Annotated in this window: 33 protein-coding genes; 1 reads left to right on the forward strand and 32 read right to left on the reverse strand. The window is 67.5% G+C overall.

Annotated features, from left to right (window positions below; translation table 11 throughout):
- Nucleotides 1-4 precede the first annotated feature (4 nt).
- Nucleotides 5-448 carry a 50S ribosomal protein L13 gene (rplM, locus tag ACWDVG_RS06910; protein WP_365337593.1) on the reverse strand — a complete coding sequence of 148 codons (444 nt, stop codon included), beginning with the start codon at nucleotides 446-448 and terminating at the stop codon, nucleotides 5-7.
- A gap of 258 nt (nucleotides 449-706) precedes the next feature.
- A complete protein-coding gene (locus tag ACWDVG_RS06915; protein WP_451696909.1) occupies nucleotides 707-2,329 on the reverse strand; it encodes an ABC-F family ATP-binding cassette domain-containing protein in 1,623 nt (540 codons plus the stop codon).
- 56 nt (nucleotides 2,330-2,385) lie between these two features.
- Between ACWDVG_RS06915 and ACWDVG_RS06920 the strand changes: the two genes are divergently transcribed.
- The gene (locus ACWDVG_RS06920) at nucleotides 2,386-3,354 is read left to right on the forward strand and encodes a hypothetical protein (RefSeq protein WP_451696910.1); all 969 of its coding nucleotides are present in this window, start codon (nucleotides 2,386-2,388) and stop codon (nucleotides 3,352-3,354) included.
- On the opposite strand, the gene truA is transcribed toward ACWDVG_RS06920, so the two are convergent.
- The 30 genes from truA to rplC form a co-directional block, all read right to left on the reverse strand.
- A complete protein-coding gene (gene truA / locus ACWDVG_RS06925; protein WP_451696912.1) occupies nucleotides 3,325-4,182 on the reverse strand; it encodes a tRNA pseudouridine(38-40) synthase TruA in 858 nt (285 codons plus the stop codon). The two genes, ACWDVG_RS06920 and truA, sit on opposite strands and share 30 nt — an antisense overlap.
- 79 nt (nucleotides 4,183-4,261) lie before the next feature.
- Nucleotides 4,262-4,732 carry a 50S ribosomal protein L17 gene (rplQ, locus tag ACWDVG_RS06930; protein WP_451696914.1) on the reverse strand — a complete coding sequence of 157 codons (471 nt, stop codon included), beginning with the start codon at nucleotides 4,730-4,732 and terminating at the stop codon, nucleotides 4,262-4,264.
- Nucleotides 4,733-4,872: 140 nt separating this feature from the next.
- Entirely contained in the window at nucleotides 4,873-5,895 is a 1,023-nt protein-coding gene (locus tag ACWDVG_RS06935) for a DNA-directed RNA polymerase subunit alpha (protein WP_003966937.1), read from the reverse strand.
- A 149-nt stretch (nucleotides 5,896-6,044) separates the two neighbouring features.
- Entirely contained in the window at nucleotides 6,045-6,449 is a 405-nt protein-coding gene (gene rpsK, locus ACWDVG_RS06940; RefSeq protein ID WP_003956432.1) for a 30S ribosomal protein S11, read from the reverse strand.
- Nucleotides 6,450-6,515: 66 nt separating this feature from the next.
- Nucleotides 6,516-6,896, reverse strand: a complete 381-nt coding sequence (gene rpsM, locus ACWDVG_RS06945; protein WP_015035595.1) for a 30S ribosomal protein S13 — start codon at nucleotides 6,894-6,896, stop codon at nucleotides 6,516-6,518.
- Nucleotides 6,897-7,081: 185 nt separating this feature from the next.
- On the reverse strand, nucleotides 7,082-7,195 hold the full coding sequence (rpmJ, locus tag ACWDVG_RS06950) for a 50S ribosomal protein L36 (RefSeq protein WP_003956441.1): 114 nt from the start codon (nucleotides 7,193-7,195) through the stop codon (nucleotides 7,082-7,084).
- Nucleotides 7,196-7,258: 63 nt separating this feature from the next.
- The gene (gene infA / locus ACWDVG_RS06955; RefSeq protein WP_003956442.1) at nucleotides 7,259-7,480 is read right to left on the reverse strand and encodes a translation initiation factor IF-1; all 222 of its coding nucleotides are present in this window, start codon (nucleotides 7,478-7,480) and stop codon (nucleotides 7,259-7,261) included.
- A 169-nt stretch (nucleotides 7,481-7,649) separates the two neighbouring features.
- Nucleotides 7,650-8,501: a type I methionyl aminopeptidase gene (gene map, locus ACWDVG_RS06960; RefSeq protein WP_451696916.1), complete on the reverse strand. Its 852-nt coding sequence runs from the start codon at nucleotides 8,499-8,501 to the stop codon at nucleotides 7,650-7,652.
- 96 nt (nucleotides 8,502-8,597) lie between these two features.
- Nucleotides 8,598-9,245 carry an adenylate kinase gene (locus ACWDVG_RS06965; protein WP_451696918.1) on the reverse strand — a complete coding sequence of 216 codons (648 nt, stop codon included), beginning with the start codon at nucleotides 9,243-9,245 and terminating at the stop codon, nucleotides 8,598-8,600.
- Nucleotides 9,245-10,564 carry a preprotein translocase subunit SecY gene (gene secY, locus ACWDVG_RS06970; RefSeq protein ID WP_451696920.1) on the reverse strand — a complete coding sequence of 440 codons (1,320 nt, stop codon included), beginning with the start codon at nucleotides 10,562-10,564 and terminating at the stop codon, nucleotides 9,245-9,247. The genes ACWDVG_RS06965 and secY overlap by 1 nt, the downstream gene beginning before the upstream one ends.
- 214 nt (nucleotides 10,565-10,778) lie before the next feature.
- A complete protein-coding gene (gene rplO / locus ACWDVG_RS06975) occupies nucleotides 10,779-11,234 on the reverse strand; it encodes a 50S ribosomal protein L15 (RefSeq protein ID WP_451696922.1) in 456 nt (151 codons plus the stop codon).
- A 1-nt stretch (nucleotide 11,235) separates the two neighbouring features.
- Entirely contained in the window at nucleotides 11,236-11,418 is a 183-nt protein-coding gene (gene rpmD, locus ACWDVG_RS06980; RefSeq protein WP_010473936.1) for a 50S ribosomal protein L30, read from the reverse strand.
- A complete protein-coding gene (gene rpsE, locus ACWDVG_RS06985) occupies nucleotides 11,418-12,023 on the reverse strand; it encodes a 30S ribosomal protein S5 (protein WP_030201551.1) in 606 nt (201 codons plus the stop codon). The genes rpmD and rpsE overlap by 1 nt, the downstream gene beginning before the upstream one ends.
- Nucleotides 12,024-12,068: 45 nt before the next feature.
- A complete protein-coding gene (rplR, locus tag ACWDVG_RS06990) occupies nucleotides 12,069-12,452 on the reverse strand; it encodes a 50S ribosomal protein L18 (protein WP_362523678.1) in 384 nt (127 codons plus the stop codon).
- A gap of 3 nt (nucleotides 12,453-12,455) precedes the next feature.
- Entirely contained in the window at nucleotides 12,456-12,995 is a 540-nt protein-coding gene (gene rplF / locus ACWDVG_RS06995; RefSeq protein ID WP_137993930.1) for a 50S ribosomal protein L6, read from the reverse strand.
- Between the two features lie 21 nt (nucleotides 12,996-13,016).
- Nucleotides 13,017-13,415: a 30S ribosomal protein S8 gene (gene rpsH, locus ACWDVG_RS07000; protein WP_006347222.1), complete on the reverse strand. Its 399-nt coding sequence runs from the start codon at nucleotides 13,413-13,415 to the stop codon at nucleotides 13,017-13,019.
- Between the two features lie 223 nt (nucleotides 13,416-13,638).
- Nucleotides 13,639-13,824: a type Z 30S ribosomal protein S14 gene (locus ACWDVG_RS07005; RefSeq protein ID WP_003956452.1), complete on the reverse strand. Its 186-nt coding sequence runs from the start codon at nucleotides 13,822-13,824 to the stop codon at nucleotides 13,639-13,641.
- A gap of 5 nt (nucleotides 13,825-13,829) precedes the next feature.
- Nucleotides 13,830-14,387 carry a 50S ribosomal protein L5 gene (gene rplE / locus ACWDVG_RS07010; RefSeq protein ID WP_104860432.1) on the reverse strand — a complete coding sequence of 186 codons (558 nt, stop codon included), beginning with the start codon at nucleotides 14,385-14,387 and terminating at the stop codon, nucleotides 13,830-13,832.
- A complete protein-coding gene (gene rplX, locus ACWDVG_RS07015; RefSeq protein ID WP_451696924.1) occupies nucleotides 14,384-14,695 on the reverse strand; it encodes a 50S ribosomal protein L24 in 312 nt (103 codons plus the stop codon). The genes rplE and rplX overlap by 4 nt, the downstream gene beginning before the upstream one ends.
- Nucleotides 14,696-14,697: 2 nt before the next feature.
- Nucleotides 14,698-15,066, reverse strand: coding sequence for a 50S ribosomal protein L14 (rplN, locus tag ACWDVG_RS07020; RefSeq protein WP_003956455.1), 369 nt, complete (start codon nucleotides 15,064-15,066; stop codon nucleotides 14,698-14,700).
- A 100-nt stretch (nucleotides 15,067-15,166) separates the two neighbouring features.
- Entirely contained in the window at nucleotides 15,167-15,448 is a 282-nt protein-coding gene (rpsQ, locus tag ACWDVG_RS07025) for a 30S ribosomal protein S17 (RefSeq protein WP_147980755.1), read from the reverse strand.
- Entirely contained in the window at nucleotides 15,448-15,672 is a 225-nt protein-coding gene (gene rpmC / locus ACWDVG_RS07030) for a 50S ribosomal protein L29 (protein ID WP_128985131.1), read from the reverse strand. The genes rpsQ and rpmC overlap by 1 nt, the downstream gene beginning before the upstream one ends.
- On the reverse strand, nucleotides 15,672-16,091 hold the full coding sequence (rplP, locus tag ACWDVG_RS07035; protein ID WP_015035580.1) for a 50S ribosomal protein L16: 420 nt from the start codon (nucleotides 16,089-16,091) through the stop codon (nucleotides 15,672-15,674). Before rplP ends, rpmC begins: the two co-directional genes overlap by 1 nt.
- A 5-nt stretch (nucleotides 16,092-16,096) precedes the next feature.
- Nucleotides 16,097-16,927: a 30S ribosomal protein S3 gene (gene rpsC, locus ACWDVG_RS07040; RefSeq protein WP_019888753.1), complete on the reverse strand. Its 831-nt coding sequence runs from the start codon at nucleotides 16,925-16,927 to the stop codon at nucleotides 16,097-16,099.
- Nucleotides 16,927-17,274, reverse strand: a complete 348-nt coding sequence (gene rplV, locus ACWDVG_RS07045; protein WP_009327087.1) for a 50S ribosomal protein L22 — start codon at nucleotides 17,272-17,274, stop codon at nucleotides 16,927-16,929. The genes rpsC and rplV overlap by 1 nt, the downstream gene beginning before the upstream one ends.
- A 45-nt stretch (nucleotides 17,275-17,319) precedes the next feature.
- Nucleotides 17,320-17,601, reverse strand: coding sequence for a 30S ribosomal protein S19 (rpsS, locus tag ACWDVG_RS07050; protein ID WP_137303156.1), 282 nt, complete (start codon nucleotides 17,599-17,601; stop codon nucleotides 17,320-17,322).
- Between the two features lie 12 nt (nucleotides 17,602-17,613).
- Complete coding sequence (rplB, locus tag ACWDVG_RS07055; protein ID WP_361166023.1) at nucleotides 17,614-18,450, reverse strand: 50S ribosomal protein L2; 837 nt, start codon at nucleotides 18,448-18,450, stop codon at nucleotides 17,614-17,616.
- 40 nt (nucleotides 18,451-18,490) lie between these two features.
- Entirely contained in the window at nucleotides 18,491-18,814 is a 324-nt protein-coding gene (gene rplW / locus ACWDVG_RS07060) for a 50S ribosomal protein L23 (RefSeq protein WP_318103821.1), read from the reverse strand.
- Nucleotides 18,814-19,464, reverse strand: a complete 651-nt coding sequence (gene rplD, locus ACWDVG_RS07065) for a 50S ribosomal protein L4 (RefSeq protein WP_451696928.1) — start codon at nucleotides 19,462-19,464, stop codon at nucleotides 18,814-18,816. Before rplD ends, rplW begins: the two co-directional genes overlap by 1 nt.
- A gap of 4 nt (nucleotides 19,465-19,468) precedes the next feature.
- Nucleotides 19,469-20,113 carry a 50S ribosomal protein L3 gene (gene rplC, locus ACWDVG_RS07070; protein ID WP_451696930.1) on the reverse strand — a complete coding sequence of 215 codons (645 nt, stop codon included), beginning with the start codon at nucleotides 20,111-20,113 and terminating at the stop codon, nucleotides 19,469-19,471.
- Nucleotides 20,114-20,116 lie beyond the last annotated feature (3 nt).

Here is a 20,116-nt window from a genome sequence, read left to right on the forward strand (position 1 = left end):
GGAACTACTGCGCGACCTGGGTGATCTCGAACGGGACCGGCTGCTGGGCAGCGTGCGGGTGGTTCTCGCCCGCGTAGACCTTCAGCTTCGAGAGCATCTGACGGCCCAGGGAGTTCTTGGGGATCATGCCCTTGATGGCCTTCTCGACGGCCTTCTCGGGGTTCTTGTCCAGCAGCTCGTCGTAGCGGACGGAGCGCAGACCACCCGGGTAGCCAGAGTGGCGGTACGCCATCTTCTGGGTCTTCTTGTTGCCGGACAGGTGAACCTTGTCGGCGTTGATGATGATGACGAAGTCGCCCATGTCCATGTGGGGGGCGTAAACCGGCTTGTGCTTGCCTCGCAGGAGGTTCGCAGCCGTCGTCGCCAGACGGCCCAGGACGATGTCCTGCGCGTCGATGATGTGCCACTGGCGAGTGACATCGCCGGGCTTGGGGCTGTACGTACGCACTTCGTAGCCTTCGCTTCTTCAGTGGATGGAGTCCAGACACACCTGAAGCGATCATGCAGCTGGGGCCTGCACTGCCGGGCCGACGCCCGTATGCGAGCCACTGGTAACTGCTCCAGGGAACTTGCGCAAGGCCCCTCGCGTGAGAACGGCGAAGCCAATACGCATAACAAACCGCAACAGTACCCGCGCCACCCCCGACGGGTCAAAATGCCGCCGGCCCCCGGCTCTGCGCACGCTCCCCCGCCGATCACCCCCGGCTCAGCGCGCCCGCTCCACCCGGCGCTCGTCCCACACCGGCTCCGTCGTCTCCCGTACGACCCCGTCCGAGCCGAAGACCAGGTAGCGGTCGAAGCTCTTCGCGAACCAGCGGTCGTGGGTGACGGCCAGCACCGTGCCCTCGTACGCCTCCAGGCCGTCCTGGAGGGCCTCGGCCGACTCCAGGTCCAGGTTGTCCGTCGGCTCGTCCAGGAGCAGCGCCGTCGTGCCCGCCAGCTCCAGGAGCAGGATCTGGAACCGGGCCTGCTGGCCGCCCGACAGCTTGTCGAAGGACTGGTCGCCCTGCCGCTCCAGCTCGTACCGCCGCAGCACCGACATCGCGCCGCCCCGGTCCTTGGCGTGCTCCGTCCACAGGATGTCGACGAGCGAGCGTCCGGCCAGCTCGGGGTGGGCGTGGGTCTGCGCGAAGTGTCCCGGCACCACCCGGGCGCCCAGCTTCCACAGGCCCGTGTGGGCCACGCTCCCGTCCCCGGCGAGCAGCCGCAGGAAGTGCGACTTCCCGGAGCCGTTCGAGCCGAGGACGGCGACCCGCTCCCCGTAGAACACCTCCAGCGAGAACGGCTTCATCAGACCGGTCAGCTCAAGGTTCTCGCAGGTCACCGCCCGCACGCCGGTCCGGCCGCCGCGCAGCCGCATCCGGATGTCCTGCTCGCGCGGCGGCTCCGGCGGCGGGCCCGCCTCCTCGAACTTCCGCAGCCGGGTCTGCGCCGCCGCGTACCGCGACGCCATCTCGTGGCTGACCGCCGCCGCCTGCCGCAGGGTGACCACGAGCTTCTTCAGCTGGGCGTGCTTCTCCTCCCAGCGCCGTTTCAGCTCCTCGAAGCGGGCGAACCGCTCCCGCCGGGCCTCGTGGAAGGTGTCGAAGCCGCCGCCGTGCACCCACACGTCGGAACCGGCCGGTCCGGGCTCCACCGCGACGATCTTCTGGGCGGCCCGGGAGAGCAGCTCCCGGTCGTGGGAGATGAACAGCACGGTCTTGCGGGTCTCCCGCAGCCGCTCCTCCAGCCACCGCTTGCCGGGGACGTCCAGGTAGTTGTCCGGCTCGTCGAGGAGCAGCACCTCGTCGGAGCCGCGCAGCAGCGACTCCAGGACCAGCCGCTTCTGCTCGCCGCCGCTGAGCGTCCGCACCTGCCGGAACTGCGCCTTCTCGTACGGGACGCCGAGCGCCGCCATGGTGCAGACGTCCCAGAGGGTCTCCGCCTCGTACCCCTGCACCTCGGCCCAGTCGCTGAGGGCCTGCGCGTACCGCATCTGGGCGGCCTCGTCGTCGACGGTCATGATCAGGTGCTCGGCCTCGTCGACGGCCTTCGCGGCCTCCCGGATCCGCGGGTGCGCCACCGAGACCAGCAGGTCGCGGACGGTCGACTCGTCCCGCACCGACCCGACGAACTGCGGCATCACGCCGAGGCCGCCGCTGACGGTGACGGTGCCGCCGTGCGGCTTCAGCTCCCCGGCGATCATCCGGAGCAGGGTGGTCTTGCCGGCGCCGTTGGCCCCGACGAGGGCGACGACGGCGCCCTCCCCCACCCGGAACGAGGCGTCCCCGAGCAGGACCCTCCCGTCCGGAAGGTAGTACTCAAGATGCGCGGCCTCGACATGTCCCATGGGGTGCATTGTCGCCGCCCGCGTCGGCTTCCCCCAACCGGTTTAGGATGCGCGGCATGAGCTTTGGGGGACCGCAGTGGCCGCAGGAGCCGCACGCGCAGGGACAGCAGGGGTTCGGACCGCCGCCGCAGCCGCAGCCGTACGGGCCGCCGCAGGACCCGGGCCGGCAGGCACCCTGGGGGCCGCCGCAACCGCAACCTCCCAACCCCTTCCCGGGCGCGCAGGGCACCGACACCCCTGACTGGGGCGCCCTCGCCGACGCCTCGGCCTCCCGCAACCGCCGCAAGCGCCGCCTGATGCTCCTCGGCGGCGTCGTGGCCACGATCGCCGTCGGCGCGATCGTCGCGACCGCCGTCGTCGCCACCAACAGCAAGAACGACGAGGCCAAGAACGGCGGGCTCCCCACCGTCCCCGTCTCCCCCACCGGCTCCCCGACCCCCGAGCCGACGTTCTCCTCGGTCGCGCCGCCGCCCCCGCCGGACCCGAAGGACTACATCTCCGACCCGACGAAGGACAAGGCGCCGATCAGCGCCGAGGGCCTCTTCCCCGGCAAGAAGCTCAGCATGGACGGCCGCCCCTACAAGAAGGGCGCCACCTCCTCGACGACGAACTGCGCCTCGGTCACGCAGGGCGCCCTCGGCACGATCCTGAAGCGGCACGGCTGCGAGCGCGTGCTGCGCGCCACGTACGTCAAGGACGGCGTGGCCGTCACCGTCGGCGTCGCCGTACTGCCCTCCGAGGCCGCGGCCCTCACGGTCAAGAAGGAGGCCTCCGGCGGCATCGCCCCGCTGGCCGGCGCGGGCGTCGACGACTTCTGCCGCGCCACCGTCTGCCTGCGCCGCTCGAACTCCGTCGGCCGCTACGCCTACTTCACCCAGGCCGGCTTCACCGACGGCAGGAAGGTCACCAAGGCCGACCAGCCCGTCTTCCAGGCCAGCACCGACCTCGGCACCTTCGCCTTCAACCAGATCTACGCCCGCGGCCGCGCCCAGGCCTCAGCAGCAGCCAACGCTCCCGGGGAGTGACCGCTTGTTGCGCGCCTCCCGGTTCCGGGCGGCGAGCCGGTCGTCCGCCGGGTAGCCCACCTCTTCGAGGGTGAGCCCGTGCGGCCGTACGACGTGGACGGCCGAGTCGCGGACCCCGGCGGCCAGCACCTTGCCCGGCCAGTCCACCGGCCGGTGCCCGTCGCCGACGAAGAGCAGCGCGCCGACGAGCGAGCGGACCATGTTGTGGCAGAAGGCGTCGGCCTTGACCGTCGCCTCGAGGACGCCGTCGGGGCGCCGCTCCCAGCGCAGCTCCTGGAGGGTGCGGATGGTCGTCGCGCCCTCGCGCTTCTTGCAGTACGCGGCGAAGTCGTGCTCGCCGACGAGCGCGGTCGCGGCCTCGTTCATGGCGTCCATGTCGAGGGTCCAGTCGTGCCACAGGACGTGCCCGCGCAGCAGCGGGTCGACGCCGCCCGGGTCGTCGGTGACACGGTAGGCATAGCGGCGCCAGATCGCGGAGAAGCGCGCGTTGAAGCCCGCCGGGGCCTCCTCGACCTTCCACACCCGCACGTCGTGCGAGAGCCGCCCGGCGAGCCGCCGCAGCAGCTTGTCGCGGTGCTCGGCCCACAGCCCGACGGGCAGGTCGACGTGGGCCACCTGGCCCCGGGCGTGCACACCGGCGTCGGTGCGCCCGGCGACGGTCAGCTCGTACGTCTCCTTGGACCGGGTCACCGTACGCAGCGCGTCCTCGATGTCCCCCTGGACGGTCCGCTGCCCGCGGGCCTGCTTGGCCCAGCCGGAGAAGTCCTTGCCGTCGTACGAAAGGTCGAGCCGTACGCGTACGAACCCGTCCTGCACCTCATCGCTCACGCGGAAATCCTCTCAGACACACGGGAACGGGCCCGCACCCCAGGGGTACGGGCCCGTTCTCGGGAAATCGGCGGAACGCTTACGCGTCCTTCGCCTCGTCCTCGGTCGTCTCGACCGCGGCGGCCTCGTCGGCCTCCTTGACGGCGCGCTTCGTGGCGGCCTCGGCCTCGGCGACGGTCGCCTTCTTGGCGATCTCGCCCTCGACCAGCTCGATCACGGCCATCGGGGCGTTGTCGCCACGACGGTTGCCGATCTTGGTGATGCGGGTGTAGCCACCCGGGCGCTCGCTGTAGCGCGGGGCGATCTCGGTGAAGAGCGTGTGGACGACGCCCTTGTCCGTGATCGTCTGCAGCACGAGGCGACGGTTGTGGATGTCGCCCTTCTTCGCCTTGGTGATCAGGCGCTCGGCGACCGGACGCAGGCGGCGGGCCTTGGCCTCGGTCGTCGTGATGCGGCCGTGCTCGAAGAGGGACTTCGCCAGGTTGGCGAGCAGCAGACGCTCGTGAGCGGCGCTGCCACCGAGGCGGGCACCCTTGGCGGGACGCGGCATGGTGTTTCTCCTTGTGATCTGCACCGGCCGTATGAGGTACCGATGTCAGTGTCCGAGCAGGCGGTTACCTGTCGGAGACCCGCGCCCCCGAAGGGGCGCGGGGAACTGCGCGACCGGCCGGAGCCGGTCCGCAGGGTCGGTCAGTACTGCTCGGTCTCGACGAAGCCCGCGTCCGCGTCGTCGTCGGCGCCGAAGGCGTCGGCGGCGGCGGTCGGGTCGAATCCGGGCGGGCTGTCCTTGAGGGCCAGGCCCATGCCGGCCAGCTTCGCCTTGACCTCGTCGATCGACTTCGCACCGAAGTTGCGGATGTCGAGCAGGTCGGCCTCGGAACGCGCCACGAGCTCACCCACGGAGTGGATGCCCTCGCGCTTGAGGCAGTTGTAGGAGCGGACCGTGAGCTCCAGCTCCTCGATCGGCAGCGCCAGGTCGGCGGCGAGGGCGGCGTCCGTCGGGGACGGGCCCATGTCGATGCCCTCGGCGTCGATGTTCAGCTCGCGGGCGAGACCGAACAGCTCGACCAGGGTCTTGCCGGCGGACGCCATGGCGTCGCGCGGGCGCATCGCCTGCTTGGTCTCGACGTCGACGATCAGCTTGTCGAAGTCGGTGCGCTGCTCGACTCGGGTCGCCTCGACCTTGTACGTGACCTTGAGCACCGGCGAGTAGATGGAGTCGACCGGGATACGGCCGATCTCCTGGCCCACCTGCTTGTTCTGCACGGCGGAGACGTAGCCGCGACCGCGCTCGACGGTCAGCTCCATCTCCAGCTTGCCCTTGCCGTTGAGCGTGGCGAGGACGAGGTCGGGGTTGTGCACCTCGACACCGGCCGGGGGCGCGATGTCGGCGGCGGTGACCAGACCCGGGCCCTGCTTGCGCAGGTACATCACGACCGGCTCGTCGTGCTCCGAGGAGACGACCAGCTGCTTGATGTTGAGGATGAGGTCGGTGACGTCCTCCTTGACGCCCGGCACGGTGGTGAACTCGTGCAGGACACCGTCGATGCGGATGCTGGTGACAGCGGCACCCGGGATCGAGGACAGGAGGGTACGGCGGAGGGAGTTGCCGAGGGTGTAGCCGAAGCCCGGCTCCAGCGGCTCGATGACGAACCGGGAGCGGAACTCGTCGACGACCTCTTCGGTCAGCGACGGACGCTGAGCGATAAGCATGTCTGTGTTTCCTTCAGTCGTGGACGCCCACTATTTGACGCCCGACGGCCACCGGGCGGAACCCGGTGGTGCAACTGCTACAAGGGTACGGGCGGCACGTCCCGGAGAGGGACGCACCGCCCGAAAGTCCTGCTCAAGCAGCCCGTGCGTCAGACGCGGCGGCGCTTGGGGGGACGGCAGCCGTTGTGCGGCGTGGGGGTGACGTCCTGGATCGAGCCGACCTCGAGGCCGGTGGCCTGGAGGGAGCGGATCGCGGTCTCACGGCCGGAGCCGGGACCCTTGACGAAGACGTCGACCTTGCGCATGCCGTGCTCCTGCGCGCGGCGGGCGGCCGACTCGGCGGCCATCTGCGCGGCGAAGGGGGTGGACTTGCGCGAGCCCTTGAAGCCGACGTGGCCGGCGGAGGCCCAGGAGATCACGTTGCCCGAGGGGTCCGTGATCGAGACGATCGTGTTGTTGAACGTGCTCTTGATGTGCGCGTGGCCGTGAGCGACGTTCTTCTTTTCCTTGCGGCGCACCTTCTTGGCAGCGCCCTGACGTCCCTTGGGGGGCATCTCTTACTCCTACGGGAGGTGGTCGGTCCTACAGCGAAGACCGCTTGGTCAAGCGTCCGCTGAGGACTACTTCTTGCCCGGCTTCTTCTTACCGGCGATGGCGCGACGCGGGCCCTTGCGGGTACGGGCGTTCGTGCTGGTGCGCTGGCCGCGGACGGGCAGGCCACGACGGTGGCGCAGACCCTGGTAGCAGCCGATCTCGACCTTGCGGCGGATGTCGGCGGCGATCTCGCGGCGGAGGTCACCCTCGGTCTGGAGGTTGGCGTCCACGTACTCGCGGATCTTGACGAGGTCCTCCTCGGCAAGGTCGCGGACACGGGTGGACGGGTTCACGCCGGTGGCGGCGAGGATCTCCTCGGACCGGGTGCGCCCGATACCGAAGACGTAGGTGAGTGCGACCACCACACGCTTTTCGCGCGGGATGTCAACACCGGAAACGCGTGCCATTCAATGGCTCCTGTGTTCTCGGGGGTCTGCTGCAGAACCGTTCCCGGCTGCCGTATGAGGTACAGGTCGGGTCCCCGGCCCCCGCCGGAGGTGTCGCCGGCCCTCGCGGGCTGGGCGGGCTCTGCTCATGTACGTATTGCTTGCGTCGCGCGAGATCTGCGGGAGTGCAGGTCGGTCGGCGTGCGTCAGCCCTGGCGCTGCTTGTGGCGCAGGTTGTCGCAGATGACCATGACCCGGCCGTGACGGCGGATCACCTTGCACTTGTCGCAGATCTTCTTGACGCTCGGCTTGACCTTCATGGGATGTGAGGTTCTCCGGGTCAGTGCCACCACCCGCGCGCGGAGGCGGGGTGCGGGCAAGATCTACTTGTAGCGGTAGACGATCCGGCCACGCGTCAGGTCGTACGGAGAGAGCTCCACGACGACCCGGTCGTCCGGAAGGATTCGGATGTAGTGCATCCGCATCTTGCCGGAGATGTGCGCGAGGACCTTGTGACCGTTCTGGAGCTCCACCTTGAACATGGCGTTCGGCAGGGACTCGATCACGGTGCCCTCGATTTCGATGGCACCTTGCTTCTTGGCCACGCTTCGCCTTTCGAATCGGCTACCTTGATCGACTCTCGCCCCACATGCGGACACACGGGTACACGAGAGCCGACGCATCAGTCTACGTCAGCCCCTCGGAAAAGACGAATCGGGAAGTCTGCCCACCCGTCAAGATCCTTACGCAAGGAGCCACGCCGCGGGGATACGACTACGCCAGCGGATCCGGCGCCGCCGTCACGCCCAGCTCCGCCAGCTTCGCCTTGCCGCCGTCGACCGCGGTCAGGACCAGGGGGCCGTCCTCCGTGAGGGCCACGCTGTGCTCCCAGTGGGAGGACCAGGTGCCGTCCGTCGTGATGACGGTCCAGTCGTCCTCCAGGACCTCCGTCCTCGGCGTACCGAGGGAGACCATCGGCTCGATCGCCAGGCAGAAGCCGGGGACCAGCTTCGGGCCCTTGCCGCGCTTGCGGGAGACGTAGTTCAGGAGGTGCGGCTCCATGTGCATCTCGGTGCCGATGCCGTGGCCGCCGTAGTCCTCGATGATCCCGTACCGGCCGAGGCTGTGGTCACCGACCGCGGGCCGCGGCTGGCGCTTGATGTACGACTCGATCGCCTTCGACACGTCCACCAGCCGGTTGCCGAGCCGCATCGCCGCGATGCCGGCCCACATCGACTCCTCCGTCACCCGGGAGAGCTCGACCAGCTCCGGCGCGTGGCCGGTGCCCACGAAGGCCGTGTACGCGGCGTCGCCGTGCCAGCCGTCCACGATCGCGCCGCAGTCGATGGAGATGATGTCGCCGTCCTTGAGGACGGTCTTCTCGTCGGGGATGCCGTGGACGACCACCTCGTTCACCGAGGTGCAGATCGTCGCGGGGAACCCGCCGTACCCGAGGAAGTTCGACTTCGCCCCGTGGTCGGCGATGACCTTCCGCGCGACCTCGTCCAGGTCCTTCGTCGTGGCGCCGGGCACGGCGGCCTCACGGGTCGCCGCGTGGATGGCGGCGACGACCAGCCCCGCCTCGCGCATCTTCGCGATCTGCTCGGGGGTCTTGATCTGCACCATCGTGGCCGGGGCCTTTCCATCGAGTACGGGGAACAGAACAACGATACGGCCGCGGCGCCCCGAGGGGCACCGCGGCCGTATCGAACGAACCAGGGGTTACTTCTTGAGCGCGGCCATGGCCTTCGCCGTGACCTCGTCCACCTTGCCGAGCGCCGAGATCGTCACGACCAGGTTCTGCGCCCGGTAGTAGTCGATGATCGGCTCGGTCTGCGTGTGGTAGACCTCCAGGCGCTTGCGGACCGTCTCCTCGGAGTCGTCCGGGCGCTGGTACAGCTCGCCGCCGCAGGCGTCACAGACGCCCTCGGTCCGCGGCGCGTTGTAGACCACGTGGAAGACGTGCGCGCTGTCGTTGCGGCAGATGCGGCGACCCGCGATCCGCTTCACGACCTCGTCCTCGGGGACCTCCAGGTCCAGGACCGCGTCCAGCTGCATGTCCTCGGTCTTGAGGACAGCGTCCAGCGCCTCGGCCTGGGCCACGTTCCGCGGGAAACCGTCGAGCAGGAAGCCGTTGGCGGCGTCCGGCTGCTCCATCCGGTCCTTGGCCATCCCGATCGTCACCTCGTCGGGCACGAGGTCGCCGGCGTCCATGAACGCCTTGGCCTTCAGACCCAGCTCCGTGCCCTGCGAGATGTTGGCGCGGAACAGGTCGCCCGTGGAGATGTGCGGGATGTCCAGGTTCTTGGCAAGGAACGCGGCCTGCGTACCCTTGCCGGCCCCGGGCGGTCCGACGAGGACGATTCGCATCAGCGGAGGAACCCTTCGTAATTGCGCTGCTGGAGCTGGCTCTCGATCTGCTTCACGGTCTCCAGCCCCACACCCACGATGATGAGGATGCTCGTTCCACCGAAGGGGAAGTTGGCATTGGCGCCACCGAAGCCTGCCAACGCCATCGTCGGCACAAGAGCGATCAGACCCAAGTACAGCGAGCCCGGCCAAGTGATCCGGTTGAGCACGTAGCTCAGGTACTCGGCAGTAGGTCGACCAGCCCGGATACCCGGGATGAAGCCACCATACTTCTTCATGTTGTCGGCGACTTCCTCGGGGTTGAACGAGATCGCCACGTAGAAGAAGGCGAAGAACACGATCAGGAGGAAGTAGGTGGCGATGTAATACGGGTGGTCACCCTTGACGAAGTGGGCTTCGATCCACGTCTTCCAGCCCGCGGTGGAGTTCGAGAACTGCGCGATCAGGGCCGGGATGTAGAGCAGCGACGAGGCGAAGATGACAGGAATCACACCCGCCTGGTTCACCTTCAACGGGATGTACGTGGACGTTCCGCCGTAGGAACGCCGGCCGATCATCCGCTTCGCGTACTGCACCGGGATGCGCCGCTGGGCCTGCTCGACGAAGACGACCAGGGCCACCATGACGAAGCCGATGATGATGACGGTGCCGAACTCGATCCAGCCCTTGGCGAGCTTGCCGCTCTCCTTGATGGCCCACAGGGCGCCCGGGAAGCCGGCGGCGATCGAGATGAACATCAGGATCGACATGCCGTTGCCGATGCCGCGGTCGGTGATGAGCTCACCGAGCCACATCACGACGGCGGTGCCCGCGGTCATCGTGATGACCATGGTGGCGATGGTGAAGATCGACGGGTCGGGGACGACCTGGTCCGCGACGGTGCAGCCGCTGAAGAGCGCACCGCTCTTGGCGGTGGCGACGAGACCGGTGCCCTGGAGGATGGCGAGGGCGATCGTCAGGTACCGGGTGTACTGCGTGATCTTCGCGGTACCGGACTGACCCTCCTTCTTGAGGGCCTCCAGCCTCGGGATCACGACGGTGAGCAGCTGCAGGATGATGCTCGCCGTGATGTACGGCATGATGCCGAGCGCGAAGATGGTGATCTGCAGCAGCGCCCCGCCACTGAACATGTTGACCAGGCCGAACAGGCTGTTGTTGCCCTGGCTCGCCTGATCCACACACTGCTGGACGGCCTCGTAGCTGACACCGGGGACGGGGATGTGCGCCCCGAGCCGGTACAGCACGACGATGCCGAGCGTGAAGAGCAGCTTCTTGCGCAGGTCGGGCGTCTTGAACGCCCGGGCGAACGCGGTAAGCACGGTGCCTCCTGCGACCCCCGCGCTAAGCGTCAGAGGTGACGGTCTTGAGGTTCGACGAATAGGTATCGGTCATCGATCCCGTGCGGGCATACCGCACGGAGCCTAGACAGTGCACGCCACCTTACCGGCGACCATGCCCCCCTAGGAACGACCAACCGGGGATGCCCCTTTTGGGAGGCATCCCCGGTCGGATGGTTCAAGCCATCGAGTCGTCTCAGACGAGCTCGGTGACGGTGCCGCCGGCGGCGGCGATCTTCTCCTTGGCGGAGCCGGAGACGGCGTCAACCGTCACCTGCAGCGCCACGGAGACCTCGCCGGTGCCGAGCACCTTGACGAGCTGGTTCTTGCGAACCGCACCCTTGGCGACCAGGTCGGCCACCGTGACCTCGCCACCCTGCGGGTAGAGCGCGGCCAGCTTGTCCAGGTTCACGACCTGGTACTCGGTGCGGAAGGGGTTCTTGAAGCCCTTCAGCTTCGGGAGGCGCATGTGGAGCGGCATCTGGCCACCCTCGAAGCGCTCCGGAACCTGGTAGCGGGCCTTCGTGCCCTTCGTACCACGACCGGCCGTCTTACCCTTGGAGCCTTCACCACGACCGACACGGGTCTTCGCGGTCTTGGCACCGGGGGCGGGACGGAGGTTGTGGACCTTCAGCGGGTTGTTCTCCGCCATGTCAGTCGACCTCCTCGACCGTCACGAGGTGGCGGACGGTGTGCACCATTCCGCGGAACTCGGGGCGGTCCTCCTTGACGACCTGCGTGTTGATGCCCTTGAGGCCAAGGGAACGCAGGGTGTCGCGGTGGTTCTGCTTGCTGCCGATGTACGACTTCGTCTGCGTGATCTTGAGGCGAGCCATTACGCACCCGCTCCCGCACGCGCACGGAGCAGAGCCGCGGGGGCGACGTCCTCGAGCGGCAGACCACGGCGGGCCGCGATCTCCTCGGGACGCTGCAGGCCCTTCAGGGCCTCCACGGTCGCGTGCACGATGTTGATCGCGTTGTCGGAGCCGAGCGACTTCGACAGGATGTCGTGGACGCCGGCGCACTCCAGGACGGCGCGCACCGGGCCACCGGCGATCACACCGGTACCGGGGGAGGCGGGCTTCAGCAGAACGACGCCCGCCGCCTTCTCACCCTGGATGGGGTGGGGGATGGTGCCCTGGATACGGGGGACCTTGAAGAAGTGCTTCTTGGCCTCCTCCACACCCTTGGCGATGGCGGCCGGCACCTCCTTGGCCTTGCCGTAACCGACACCCACGGTGCCGTCACCGTCGCCCACCACGACCAGCGCGGTGAAGCTGAAGCGACGACCACCCTTGACAACCTTGGCGACGCGGTTGATCGCGACTACGCGCTCAACGTACGCGGTCTTCTCGGCGGCGGCAGCGCCACCGTCGCGGCCCTTCCGGTCCCGCCGCTCGCCGCCACCGGCACCGCTACCGCGGCGCTGGGGTCCAGCCATTGGAATACCTCTCTCTGTTACGTCCGTTAGTCCCGGAACCGGGGCTTAGAACTTCAGCCCGGCTTCGCGGGCGGCGTCAGCCAGAGCGGCAATGCGCCCGGCGTACCTGTTGCCACCACGGTCGAACACGACGGCCTCGACACCGGCGGCCTTGGCGCGCTCAGCGACCAGGGCACCGACCTGCTTGGCCTGCGCGGACTTGTCACCCTCGCCACCACGGACCGACGCGTCCAGGTGCGACGCCGACGCAAGGGTGTGGCCCTTGAGGTCGTCGATGACCTGAGCGGTGATACCGCGGTTGGAACGCGTCACGACGAGGCGCGGACGCTCCGCCGTACCCGACACGTTCTTACGGATGCGCAGGTGACGGCGCGCCTTCGCAGCGCGCTTGTAAGCGTCGCCCTTGGCGATCTTGACACCGTATGCCATGGCTTACTTACCAGCCTTTCCGACCTTGCGGCGGATGACCTCGCCCGCGTACTTCACGCCCTTGGCCTTGTACGGGTCGGGCTTGCGAAGCTTGCGGATGTTCGCGGCGACCTCGCCGACCTTCTGCTTGTCGATGCCCTCGACCGAGAACTTGGTCGGCGACTCGACCTTGAAGGAGATGCCCTCGGGCGCCTCCACCAGGATCGGGTGGCTGTAGCCGAGCTGGAACTCCAGGTTGGAGCCCTTCGCGGCAACGCGGTAACCGACACCGCTGATCTCGAGCGCCTTCACGTACCCCTGGGTCACACCGGTGATCATGTTGGCCACCAGCGTGCGGGACAGGCCGTGGAGGGCCTTGTTCTGACGCTCGTCGTTGGGGCGGGTGACGTTCAGAACGCCGTCCTCGCCCTTAACGATCTCGATCGGCGCGGCGACGGTGTGGCTCAGGGTGCCCTTGGAACCCTTGACCGTGACCGTGCGGCCCTCGATGGTGACGTCCACGCCGGCGGGAACCGTGATGGGGAGCTTGCCAATACGCGACATTAGCTATTCCTCCGTTCCCGACTACCAGACGTAGGCGAGGACTTCCCCACCCACGCCCTTCTTCTGCGCCTGCTGGCCGGTCAGGAGACCGTGGGACGTGGAGATGATCGCCACGCCCAGGCCGCCGAGGACCTTCGGCAGGTTGGTGGACTTCGCGTAAACCCGGAGGCCGGGCTTCGAGATCCGCTTGATGCCCGCGATGGAGCGCTCACGGTTCGGACCGAACTTGAGCTCGAGGACGAGGTTCTTGCCGACCTCGGCGTCCTCGACCTTCCAGCCCGTGATGAAGCCCTCCTGCTGGAGGATTTCCGCGATGTGAGACTTGATCTTGCTGTGCGGCATCGTCACGGAGTCGTGGTACGCCGAGTTCGCGTTACGCAGACGCGTGAGCATGTCTGCGATCGGATCAGTCATGGTCATGAATTGGCCTTCGGCCTCTCTCGCCGGGGTTTCCTGTATGCGCCATCCCTCTCCCCACACAGGGGCGGGACGGGTGCGGCGCGGGGACCTACGGCGTAGTAAGTCGGTAGGGCGGCGGACGCCCAACCCCACTAGCCTAAGCCATGTGGGGTCGGACCTCCGCCAACCCAATACTTACCGAGAGACTCCGGTCATTCACCAACGCCCAGTGGGCGCCGGGGAATTACCAGGAGCTCTTGGTCACGCCCGGCAGCTCGCCACGGTGAGCCATCTCACGAAGGCACACGCGGCACAGGCCGAACTTGCGGTACACGGAGTGGGGACGACCGCAGCGCTGGCAGCGGGTGTACGCACGCACACCGAACTTGGGCTTGCGGGCAGCCTTCGCGATGAGAGCCTTCTTCGCCATCTCGCTTACGCCTCCTTGAACGGGAAGCCGAGGTGACGCAGAAGGGCACGGCCCTCGTCGTCGTTGGTCGCCGTGGTGACCACGGTGATGTCCATACCCCGGACACGGTCGATCTTGTCCTGGTCGATCTCGTGGAACATGACCTGCTCCGTGAGACCGAAGGTGTAGTTGCCACGGCCGTCGAACTGCTTGGGGGACAGGCCGCGGAAGTCGCGGATGCGCGGGAGCGCGAGCGACAGGGTGCGGTCCAGGAACTCCCACATGCGGTCGCCACGGAGCGTGACGTGAGCACCGATCGGCTGACCCTCACGCAGCTTGAACTGCGCGATGGACTTGCGGGCCTTGGTGACGGCCGGCTTCTGACCGGTGATCGTGGTGAGGTCGCGGATGGCGCCGTCGATCAGCTTCGAGTCACGGGCGGCGTCGCCGACACCCATGTTGACCACGATCTTCACGAGGCCGGGGATCTGCATGACGTTCTCGTACGAGAACTCCTCACGCAGCTTGCCCGCGATCTCCTCGCGGTACTTCGTCTTGAGACGCGGAGTGGTGGTAGCCATCAGATGTCCTCACCCGTCCGCTTGGCAACGCGGATCTTGTTGCCCTCGTCGTCGAAGCGGTAACCGACACGCGTGACGACCTTCTTGCCGTCCTTCTCCACGACCAGCTGGACGTTGGAGACGTGGACCGGAGCCTCGGTCGTGACGATGCCACCGGCCTGCGAGGGGCCGGCCTTGGTGTGCTTCTTGACCCGGTTGACACCCTCGACCAGGACGCGGGACTCGGCGGGGAAGGCCGCGATGACCTTGCCCTGCTTGCCCTTGTCCTTGCCGGTGATGACCTGGACCAGGTCGCCCTTCTTGATCTTCATGCTTACAGCACCTCCGGCGCGAGCGAGATGATCTTCATGAACTTCTTCTCGCGCAGCTCACGGCCCACCGGGCCGAAGATACGGGTGCCGCGAGGGTCGCCGTCGTTCTTCAGAATGACGGCGGCGTTCTCGTCGAAGCGGATGTACGAGCCGTCCTGGCGGCGGCGCTCCTTGACGGTGCGAACGATGACCGCCTTGACGACGTCACCCTTCTTCACGTTGCCACCGGGGATCGCGTCCTTGACGGTGGCGACGATGACGTCACCGATGCCCGCGTAGCGGCGACCCGAGCCACCGAGAACACGGATGCAAAGGATCTCCTTGGCACCAGTGTTGTCGGCGACGCGAAGTCGCGACTCCTGCTGGATCACGTCTATCTCCTGATTGTCTGCCGGTTCCCGGCCGGGGCTTCACGCGGAAGCCCCGGCCGAGCCTGGCGGAACTGTTCCTAGGGAGTCCCCCTAGGAGGGATTACTTGGCCTTCTCGAGGATCTCGACGACACGCCAGTGCTTCGACGCCGAGAGCTTCCGGGTCTCCATCAGGAGGACGCGGTCGCCGACGCCGGCAGCGTTCTGCTCGTCGTGAGCCTTGAGCTTGTTCGTACGGCGGATGACCTTGCCGTACAGCGCGTGCTTGACGCGGTCCTCGACAGCGACGACGACGGTCTTGTCCATCTTGTCGCTGACGACGAGGCCCTCACGGACCTTGCGGGCGTTGCGCTCGGTCTTCTCAGTCACGTTGTTCTCGCTCATCAGGCGTTCTCCACCGTCTCGATGCCCAGCTCGCGCTCACGCATCAGGGTGTAGATCCGGGCGATGTCCTTACGGACGGACTTGAGCCGACCGTGGTTCTCGAGCTGGCCCGTCGCCGCCTGGAAGCGGAGGTTGAACAGCTCTTCCTTGGCCTCGCGGAGCTTGGCGACAAGCTCCTCGTTGCCCAGCTCGCGCAGCTCGGACGCCTTGGTACCGGCCGACATCACAGCTCACCTGCCTCGCGCTTAACGATCTTGCACTTCATCGGCAGCTTGTGAGCCGCACGAGTCAGGGCCTCACGCGCGATCTTCTCGTTCGGGTAGGACAGCTCGAACATCACCCGACCGGGCTTGACGTTCGCGATCCACCACTCCGGCGAACCCTTACCGGAACCCATGCGGGTCTCGGCAGGCTTCTTCGTGAGCGGGCGGTCCGGGTAGATGTTGATCCAGACCTTGCCGCCACGCTTGATGTGGCGGGTCATCGCGATACGGGCCGCCTCGATCTGGCGGTTGGTCACGTACGCCGGAGTGAGGGCCTGAATGCCGTACTCGCCGAACGCAACCTGCGTACCACCCTTGGACATACCGCTGCGCTTCGGGTGGTGCTGCTTGCGGTGCTTGACCCTACGGGGGATCAGCATTTCGGTCAGGCCTCCGTTCCGGTGCTCTCAGCCGGAGCGGCGGCAGCGGCCTCGGCCTTGGGGGCCTCGGCGGCAGCAGCCTGCTGCGGCTTGCGACCGCGACCGCCACGCTCGCCACCGCGGCCACCACGGCCGGCCGGGCGGTCAGCACCGCCACGGGCCGGGCGGTTGCCGGCGCGGGCGGCGGCGTTCTCGGCGCGGACCTCGGCGATGTTCTTGACGTCGCCCTTGTAGATCCAGACCTTCACGCCGATGCGGCCGAAGGTCGTCTTGGCCTCGAAGAAGCCGTACTCGACGTTCGCGCGGAGCGTGTGCAGCGGCACACGACCCTCGCGGTAGAACTCCGAGCGGGACATCTCGGCACCGCCGAGACGGCCACCACACTGGATCTTGATGCCCTTGGCGCCGGCCTTCATGGCGGACTGCATGCTCTTGCGCATGGCCCGACGGAAGGAGACGCGGGAGGACAGCTGCTCGGCCACGGCCTGGGCCACGAGCTGAGCGTCGACCTCGGGGTTCTTGACCTCGAGGATGTTCAGCTGGACCTGCTTGCCCGTGAGCTTCTCGAGGTCGCCGCGGATGCGGTCGGCCTCGGCGCCACGGCGGCCGATCACGATGCCCGGACGGGCGGTGTGGATGTCGACGCGGACGCGGTCGCGGGTGCGCTCGATCTCAACCTTCGAGATGCCGGCGCGCTCCATGCCGGACGTCATCATCCGACGGATGGCGACGTCTTCCTTGACGTAGTCCTTGTACAGCTTGTCGGCGTACCAGCGGGACTTGAAGTCCGTGGTGATGCCGAGCCGGAACCCATGCGGGTTAACCTTCTGGCCCATTACCGGGTTCCTTCCTTGCTGCTGACGACCACGGTGATGTGGCTGGTCCGCTTGCGGATCCGGTAGGCACGGCCCTGAGCACGCGGACGGAACCGCTTCAGGGTCGGGCCCTCGTCGACGTACGCCTCGCTGATGAACAGCGAAGAGGCGTCCGTGTGGTCGTAGTTGTGCGCGGCGTTGGCGATGGCGCTGTCAAGCACCTTGCCGACCGGCACGCTCGCGGCCTGCGGGGCGAAACGCAGGACCGCCTGAGCCTCCGTGGCGTCCATGCCACGGATCAGGTCCACCACGCGGCGGGCCTTCATGGGCGTGACGCGGATGTACCGCGCCTGGGCCCTGGCTTCCATGGTTGTCCCTTCAGTGTCTGTCATTGGTCTTTCACACCCCGCTGACTAGCGGCGCTTCGACTTCCGGTCTTCCTTGACGTGACCCCGGAAGGTGCGCGTCGGCGAGAACTCGCCGAGCTTGTGGCCGACCATCGACTCGGTGACAAACACCGGGATGTGGGTCTTGCCGTTGTGCACCGCGATCGTGTGGCCGAGCATGGCCGGGATGATCATCGAGCGGCGGGACCAGGTCTTGATGACGTTCTTGGTACCGGCTTCGTTCTGGGCGTCCACCTTCTTGATGAGGTGGTCGTCGACGAAGGGTCCCTTCTTGAGACTGCGCGGCATCTAAACCCGCTCCTAGCGCTTCTTGTTCGTCTTGCGGCGGCGGACGATGTACTTGTTCGAAGCCTTCTTCGGCGAACGAGTACGACCCTCCTTCTGACCCCACGGGGAGACCGGGTGGCGACCACCGGAGGTCTTGCCCTCACCACCACCGTGCGGGTGGTCAACCGGGTTCATCGCCACACCGCGGACGGTCGGGCGAACGCCCAGCCAGCGCTTGCGGCCGGCCTTACCCCAGTTGATGTTCGACTGCTCGGCGTTGCCGACCTCACCGATGGTGGCGCGGCAACGGGCGTCGACCAGGCGGATCTCGCCGGAAGGCATGCGGAGGTGGGCCATCGTGCCCTCCTTCGCCAGCAGCTGCACGGAGGCACCCGCGGAACGGGCGAACTTGGCGCCACCACCGGGACGGAGCTCGATCGCGTGGATCGTGGTACCGACCGGGATGTTGCGGAGCGCCAGGTTGTTGCCGGGCTTGATGTCCGCACCGGGGCCGTTCTCGACGCGGTCGCCCTGCGTCAGGCCCTTCGGGGCGATGATGTAGCGCTTCTCGCCGTCCGCGTAGTGGAGCAGCGCGATGCGCGCGGTGCGGTTCGGGTCGTACTCGATGTGAGCGACCTTGGCCGGCACGCCGTCCTTGTCGTGGCGACGGAAGTCGATCAGACGGTAGGCACGCTTGTGGCCACCGCCCTGGTGACGGACGGTCACACGACCGGTGTTGTTACGGCCGCCCTTGCTGTGCAGGGGGCGGACCAGCGACTTCTCCGGCGTGGACCGCGTGATCTCGACGAAGTCGGCTACGGAGGAGCCACGGCGGCCCGGCGTAGTCGGCTTGTACTTGCGGATTCCCATTTCTCAGTCCTCGTCCGATTCCGGACGATCCAGACCGCCCTTAGGCGGTCGGACCGCCGAAGATGTCGATACGGTTGCCCTCGGCGAGGGTCACGATGGCGCGCTTGGTGTCCTTGCGCTTGCCGAAACCGGTGCGGGTGCGCTTGCGCTTGCCCTGGCGGTTGATCGTGTTGACCCCGGTGACCTTGACCGAGAAGACCGCCTCGACGGCCTGCTTGATCTGGGTCTTGTTGGCGCCGGGCGCGACGATGAACGTGTACTTGTTCTCGTCGAGCAGCGCGTAGCTCTTCTCGGAGACAACCGGCTTGACGAGGACGTCACGCGGGTCCGTGAAGGTCTTGCTGGTGATCGTGGCCTCGGACATCAGGCCTCGCTCCCTTCGTTGTCAGCGGCCTTGGGGCCAGACACGAAGGACTCGAGGGCGGCCTGGGTGAAGACCACGTCGTCGGATCGCATCACGTCGTACGTGTTCAGCTGGCCCGGCTCCAGGATGTGGACCTGGGGCAGGTTGCGGGCGGACAGCCACGCGGCCTCGTCCGAGCGCTCGGCGACCAGGAGCAGGTTCTTGCGCTCCGAGATCTTGCCGAACAGCGTCTTGGCGGCCTTGGTGGAGATGCCACCCTCGACCACGCCGGAGACGACGTGGATGCGGGAGTGGTTCGCCCGGTCGGAGAGGGCACCGCGGAGGGCGGCGGCCTTCATCTTCTTGGGGGTGCGCTGCGAGTAGTCACGCGGCACGGGACCGTGCACGACGCCACCACCGGCGAACTGCGGGGCGCGGGTCGAACCCTGACGGGCGCGGCCGGTGCCCTTCTGGCGGTACGGCTTCTTGCCACCACCGCGGACCTCGCCACGCGTCTTGGTCTTGTGGGTGCCCTGGCGGGCAGCCGCAAGCTGCGCGACGACGACCTGGTGGATCAGCGGGATGCTGACCTTGGCCTCGAAGATCTCGGCCGGGAGCTCGACGGTCCCGGTCTTGTCGCCGGAGGGCGACAGAATGTCAATGGTGCTCATATCCTCAGGCCCCCTTGGCCGCGGTGCGGACCAGGACGAGGCCGCCGTTCGGACCGGGGACCGCGCCCTTGATGAGCAGCAGACCCTTCTCCGCGTCAACGGCGTGAACGGTCAGGTTCTGGGTGGTCACGCGCTCGTTGCCCATGCGGCCGGCCATGCGCATGCCCTTGAAGACGCGGCCCGGGGTGGCGCAGCCACCGATCGAACCCGGCTTGCGGTGCACGCGGTGGGCACCGTGGGAGGCCTTGCCACCACGGAAGTTGTGGCGCTTCATGGCACCGGCGAAGCCCTTGCCCTTGCTCTTGCCGGTCACGTCGACCTTGATGCCGGCCTCGAACACCTCAGCGGTGATCTCCTGGCCGAGGGTGTACTCGCTGGCGTCAGCGGTACGGATCTCGACGAGGTGGCGGCGGGGGGTGACGTCGGCCTTCGCGAAGTGGCCCTTGAGGGGCTTGTTCACCTTGCGCGGGTCGATCTCGCCGAACGCGATCTGGACGGACTCGTAGCCGTCGACGTCGTTCGTACGGACCTGGGTCACGACGTTCGGGCCGGCCTTGACGACGGTCACGGGAACAACGCGGTTGTTCTCGTCCCAGACCTGCGTCATGCCGAGCTTCTCGCCGAGGATGCCCTTGATCTGCTTAGCCATTCT

It is taken from the genome of Streptomyces sp. NPDC003327 (assembly GCF_053589515.1).

Bases quoted from the DNA above. Each gene is read 5' to 3' on its own strand.
- rplR (WP_362523678.1), bottom strand. From the start codon at position 12,452: ATGGCATACGGTGTCAAGATCGCCAAGGGCGACGCTTACAAGCGCGCT.
- rpsH (WP_006347222.1), bottom strand. From the start codon at position 13,415: ATGACCATGACTGATCCGATCGCAGACATGCTCACGCGTCTGCGTAAC.
- rpsQ (WP_147980755.1), bottom strand. From the start codon at position 15,448: ATGAGCGAGAACAACGTGACTGAGAAGACCGAGCGCAACGCCCGCAAG.
- rplB (WP_361166023.1), bottom strand. From the start codon at position 18,450: ATGGGAATCCGCAAGTACAAGCCGACTACGCCGGGCCGCCGTGGCTCC.
- rplW (WP_318103821.1), bottom strand. From the start codon at position 18,814: ATGTCCGAGGCCACGATCACCAGCAAGACCTTCACGGACCCGCGTGAC.
- rpmJ (WP_003956441.1), bottom strand. From the start codon at position 7,195: ATGAAGGTCAAGCCGAGCGTCAAGAAGATCTGCGACAAGTGCAAGGTG.
- rplQ (WP_451696914.1), bottom strand. From the start codon at position 4,732: ATGCCGCGTCCCGCCAAGGGTGCCCGCCTCGGTGGCAGCGCCGCTCAC.
- rpmD (WP_010473936.1), bottom strand. From the start codon at position 11,418: ATGGCTCGCCTCAAGATCACGCAGACGAAGTCGTACATCGGCAGCAAG.
- rplF (WP_137993930.1), bottom strand. From the start codon at position 12,995: ATGTCGCGTATTGGCAAGCTCCCCATCACGGTTCCCGCCGGCGTGGAC.
- rpmC (WP_128985131.1), bottom strand. From the start codon at position 15,672: ATGTCGGCCGGTACCAAGGCGTCCGAGCTGCGCGAGCTGGGCAACGAG.
- rplC (WP_451696930.1), bottom strand. From the start codon at position 20,113: ATGGCTAAGCAGATCAAGGGCATCCTCGGCGAGAAGCTCGGCATGACG.
- ACWDVG_RS07005 (WP_003956452.1), bottom strand. From the start codon at position 13,824: ATGGCGAAGAAGGCTCTCATCGCGAAGGCTGCCCGCAAGCCCAAGTTC.
- rplP (WP_015035580.1), bottom strand. From the start codon at position 16,091: ATGCTGATCCCCCGTAGGGTCAAGCACCGCAAGCAGCACCACCCGAAG.
- rpsC (WP_019888753.1), bottom strand. From the start codon at position 16,927: ATGGGCCAGAAGGTTAACCCGCATGGGTTCCGGCTCGGCATCACCACG.
- rplD (WP_451696928.1), bottom strand. From the start codon at position 19,464: ATGAGCACCATTGACATTCTGTCGCCCTCCGGCGACAAGACCGGGACC.
- rplV (WP_009327087.1), bottom strand. From the start codon at position 17,274: ATGGAAGCCAGGGCCCAGGCGCGGTACATCCGCGTCACGCCCATGAAG.
- rplX (WP_451696924.1), bottom strand. From the start codon at position 14,695: ATGAAGATCAAGAAGGGCGACCTGGTCCAGGTCATCACCGGCAAGGAC.
- ACWDVG_RS06915 (WP_451696909.1), bottom strand. From the start codon at position 2,329: ATGGGACATGTCGAGGCCGCGCATCTTGAGTACTACCTTCCGGACGGG.
- rpsE (WP_030201551.1), bottom strand. From the start codon at position 12,023: ATGGCTGGACCCCAGCGCCGCGGTAGCGGTGCCGGTGGCGGCGAGCGG.
- map (WP_451696916.1), bottom strand. From the start codon at position 8,501: ATGGTGCAGATCAAGACCCCCGAGCAGATCGCGAAGATGCGCGAGGCG.
- ACWDVG_RS06965 (WP_451696918.1), bottom strand. From the start codon at position 9,245: ATGCGAATCGTCCTCGTCGGACCGCCCGGGGCCGGCAAGGGTACGCAG.
- rpsS (WP_137303156.1), bottom strand. From the start codon at position 17,601: ATGCCGCGCAGTCTCAAGAAGGGACCCTTCGTCGACGACCACCTCATC.
- ACWDVG_RS06935 (WP_003966937.1), bottom strand. From the start codon at position 5,895: ATGCTTATCGCTCAGCGTCCGTCGCTGACCGAAGAGGTCGTCGACGAG.
- ACWDVG_RS06920 (WP_451696910.1), top strand. From the start codon at position 2,386: ATGAGCTTTGGGGGACCGCAGTGGCCGCAGGAGCCGCACGCGCAGGGA.
- rpsM (WP_015035595.1), bottom strand. From the start codon at position 6,896: ATGGCACGCGTTTCCGGTGTTGACATCCCGCGCGAAAAGCGTGTGGTG.
- rplO (WP_451696922.1), bottom strand. From the start codon at position 11,234: ATGGCGGAGAACAACCCGCTGAAGGTCCACAACCTCCGTCCCGCCCCC.
- rpsK (WP_003956432.1), bottom strand. From the start codon at position 6,449: ATGCCCCCCAAGGGACGTCAGGGCGCTGCCAAGAAGGTGCGCCGCAAG.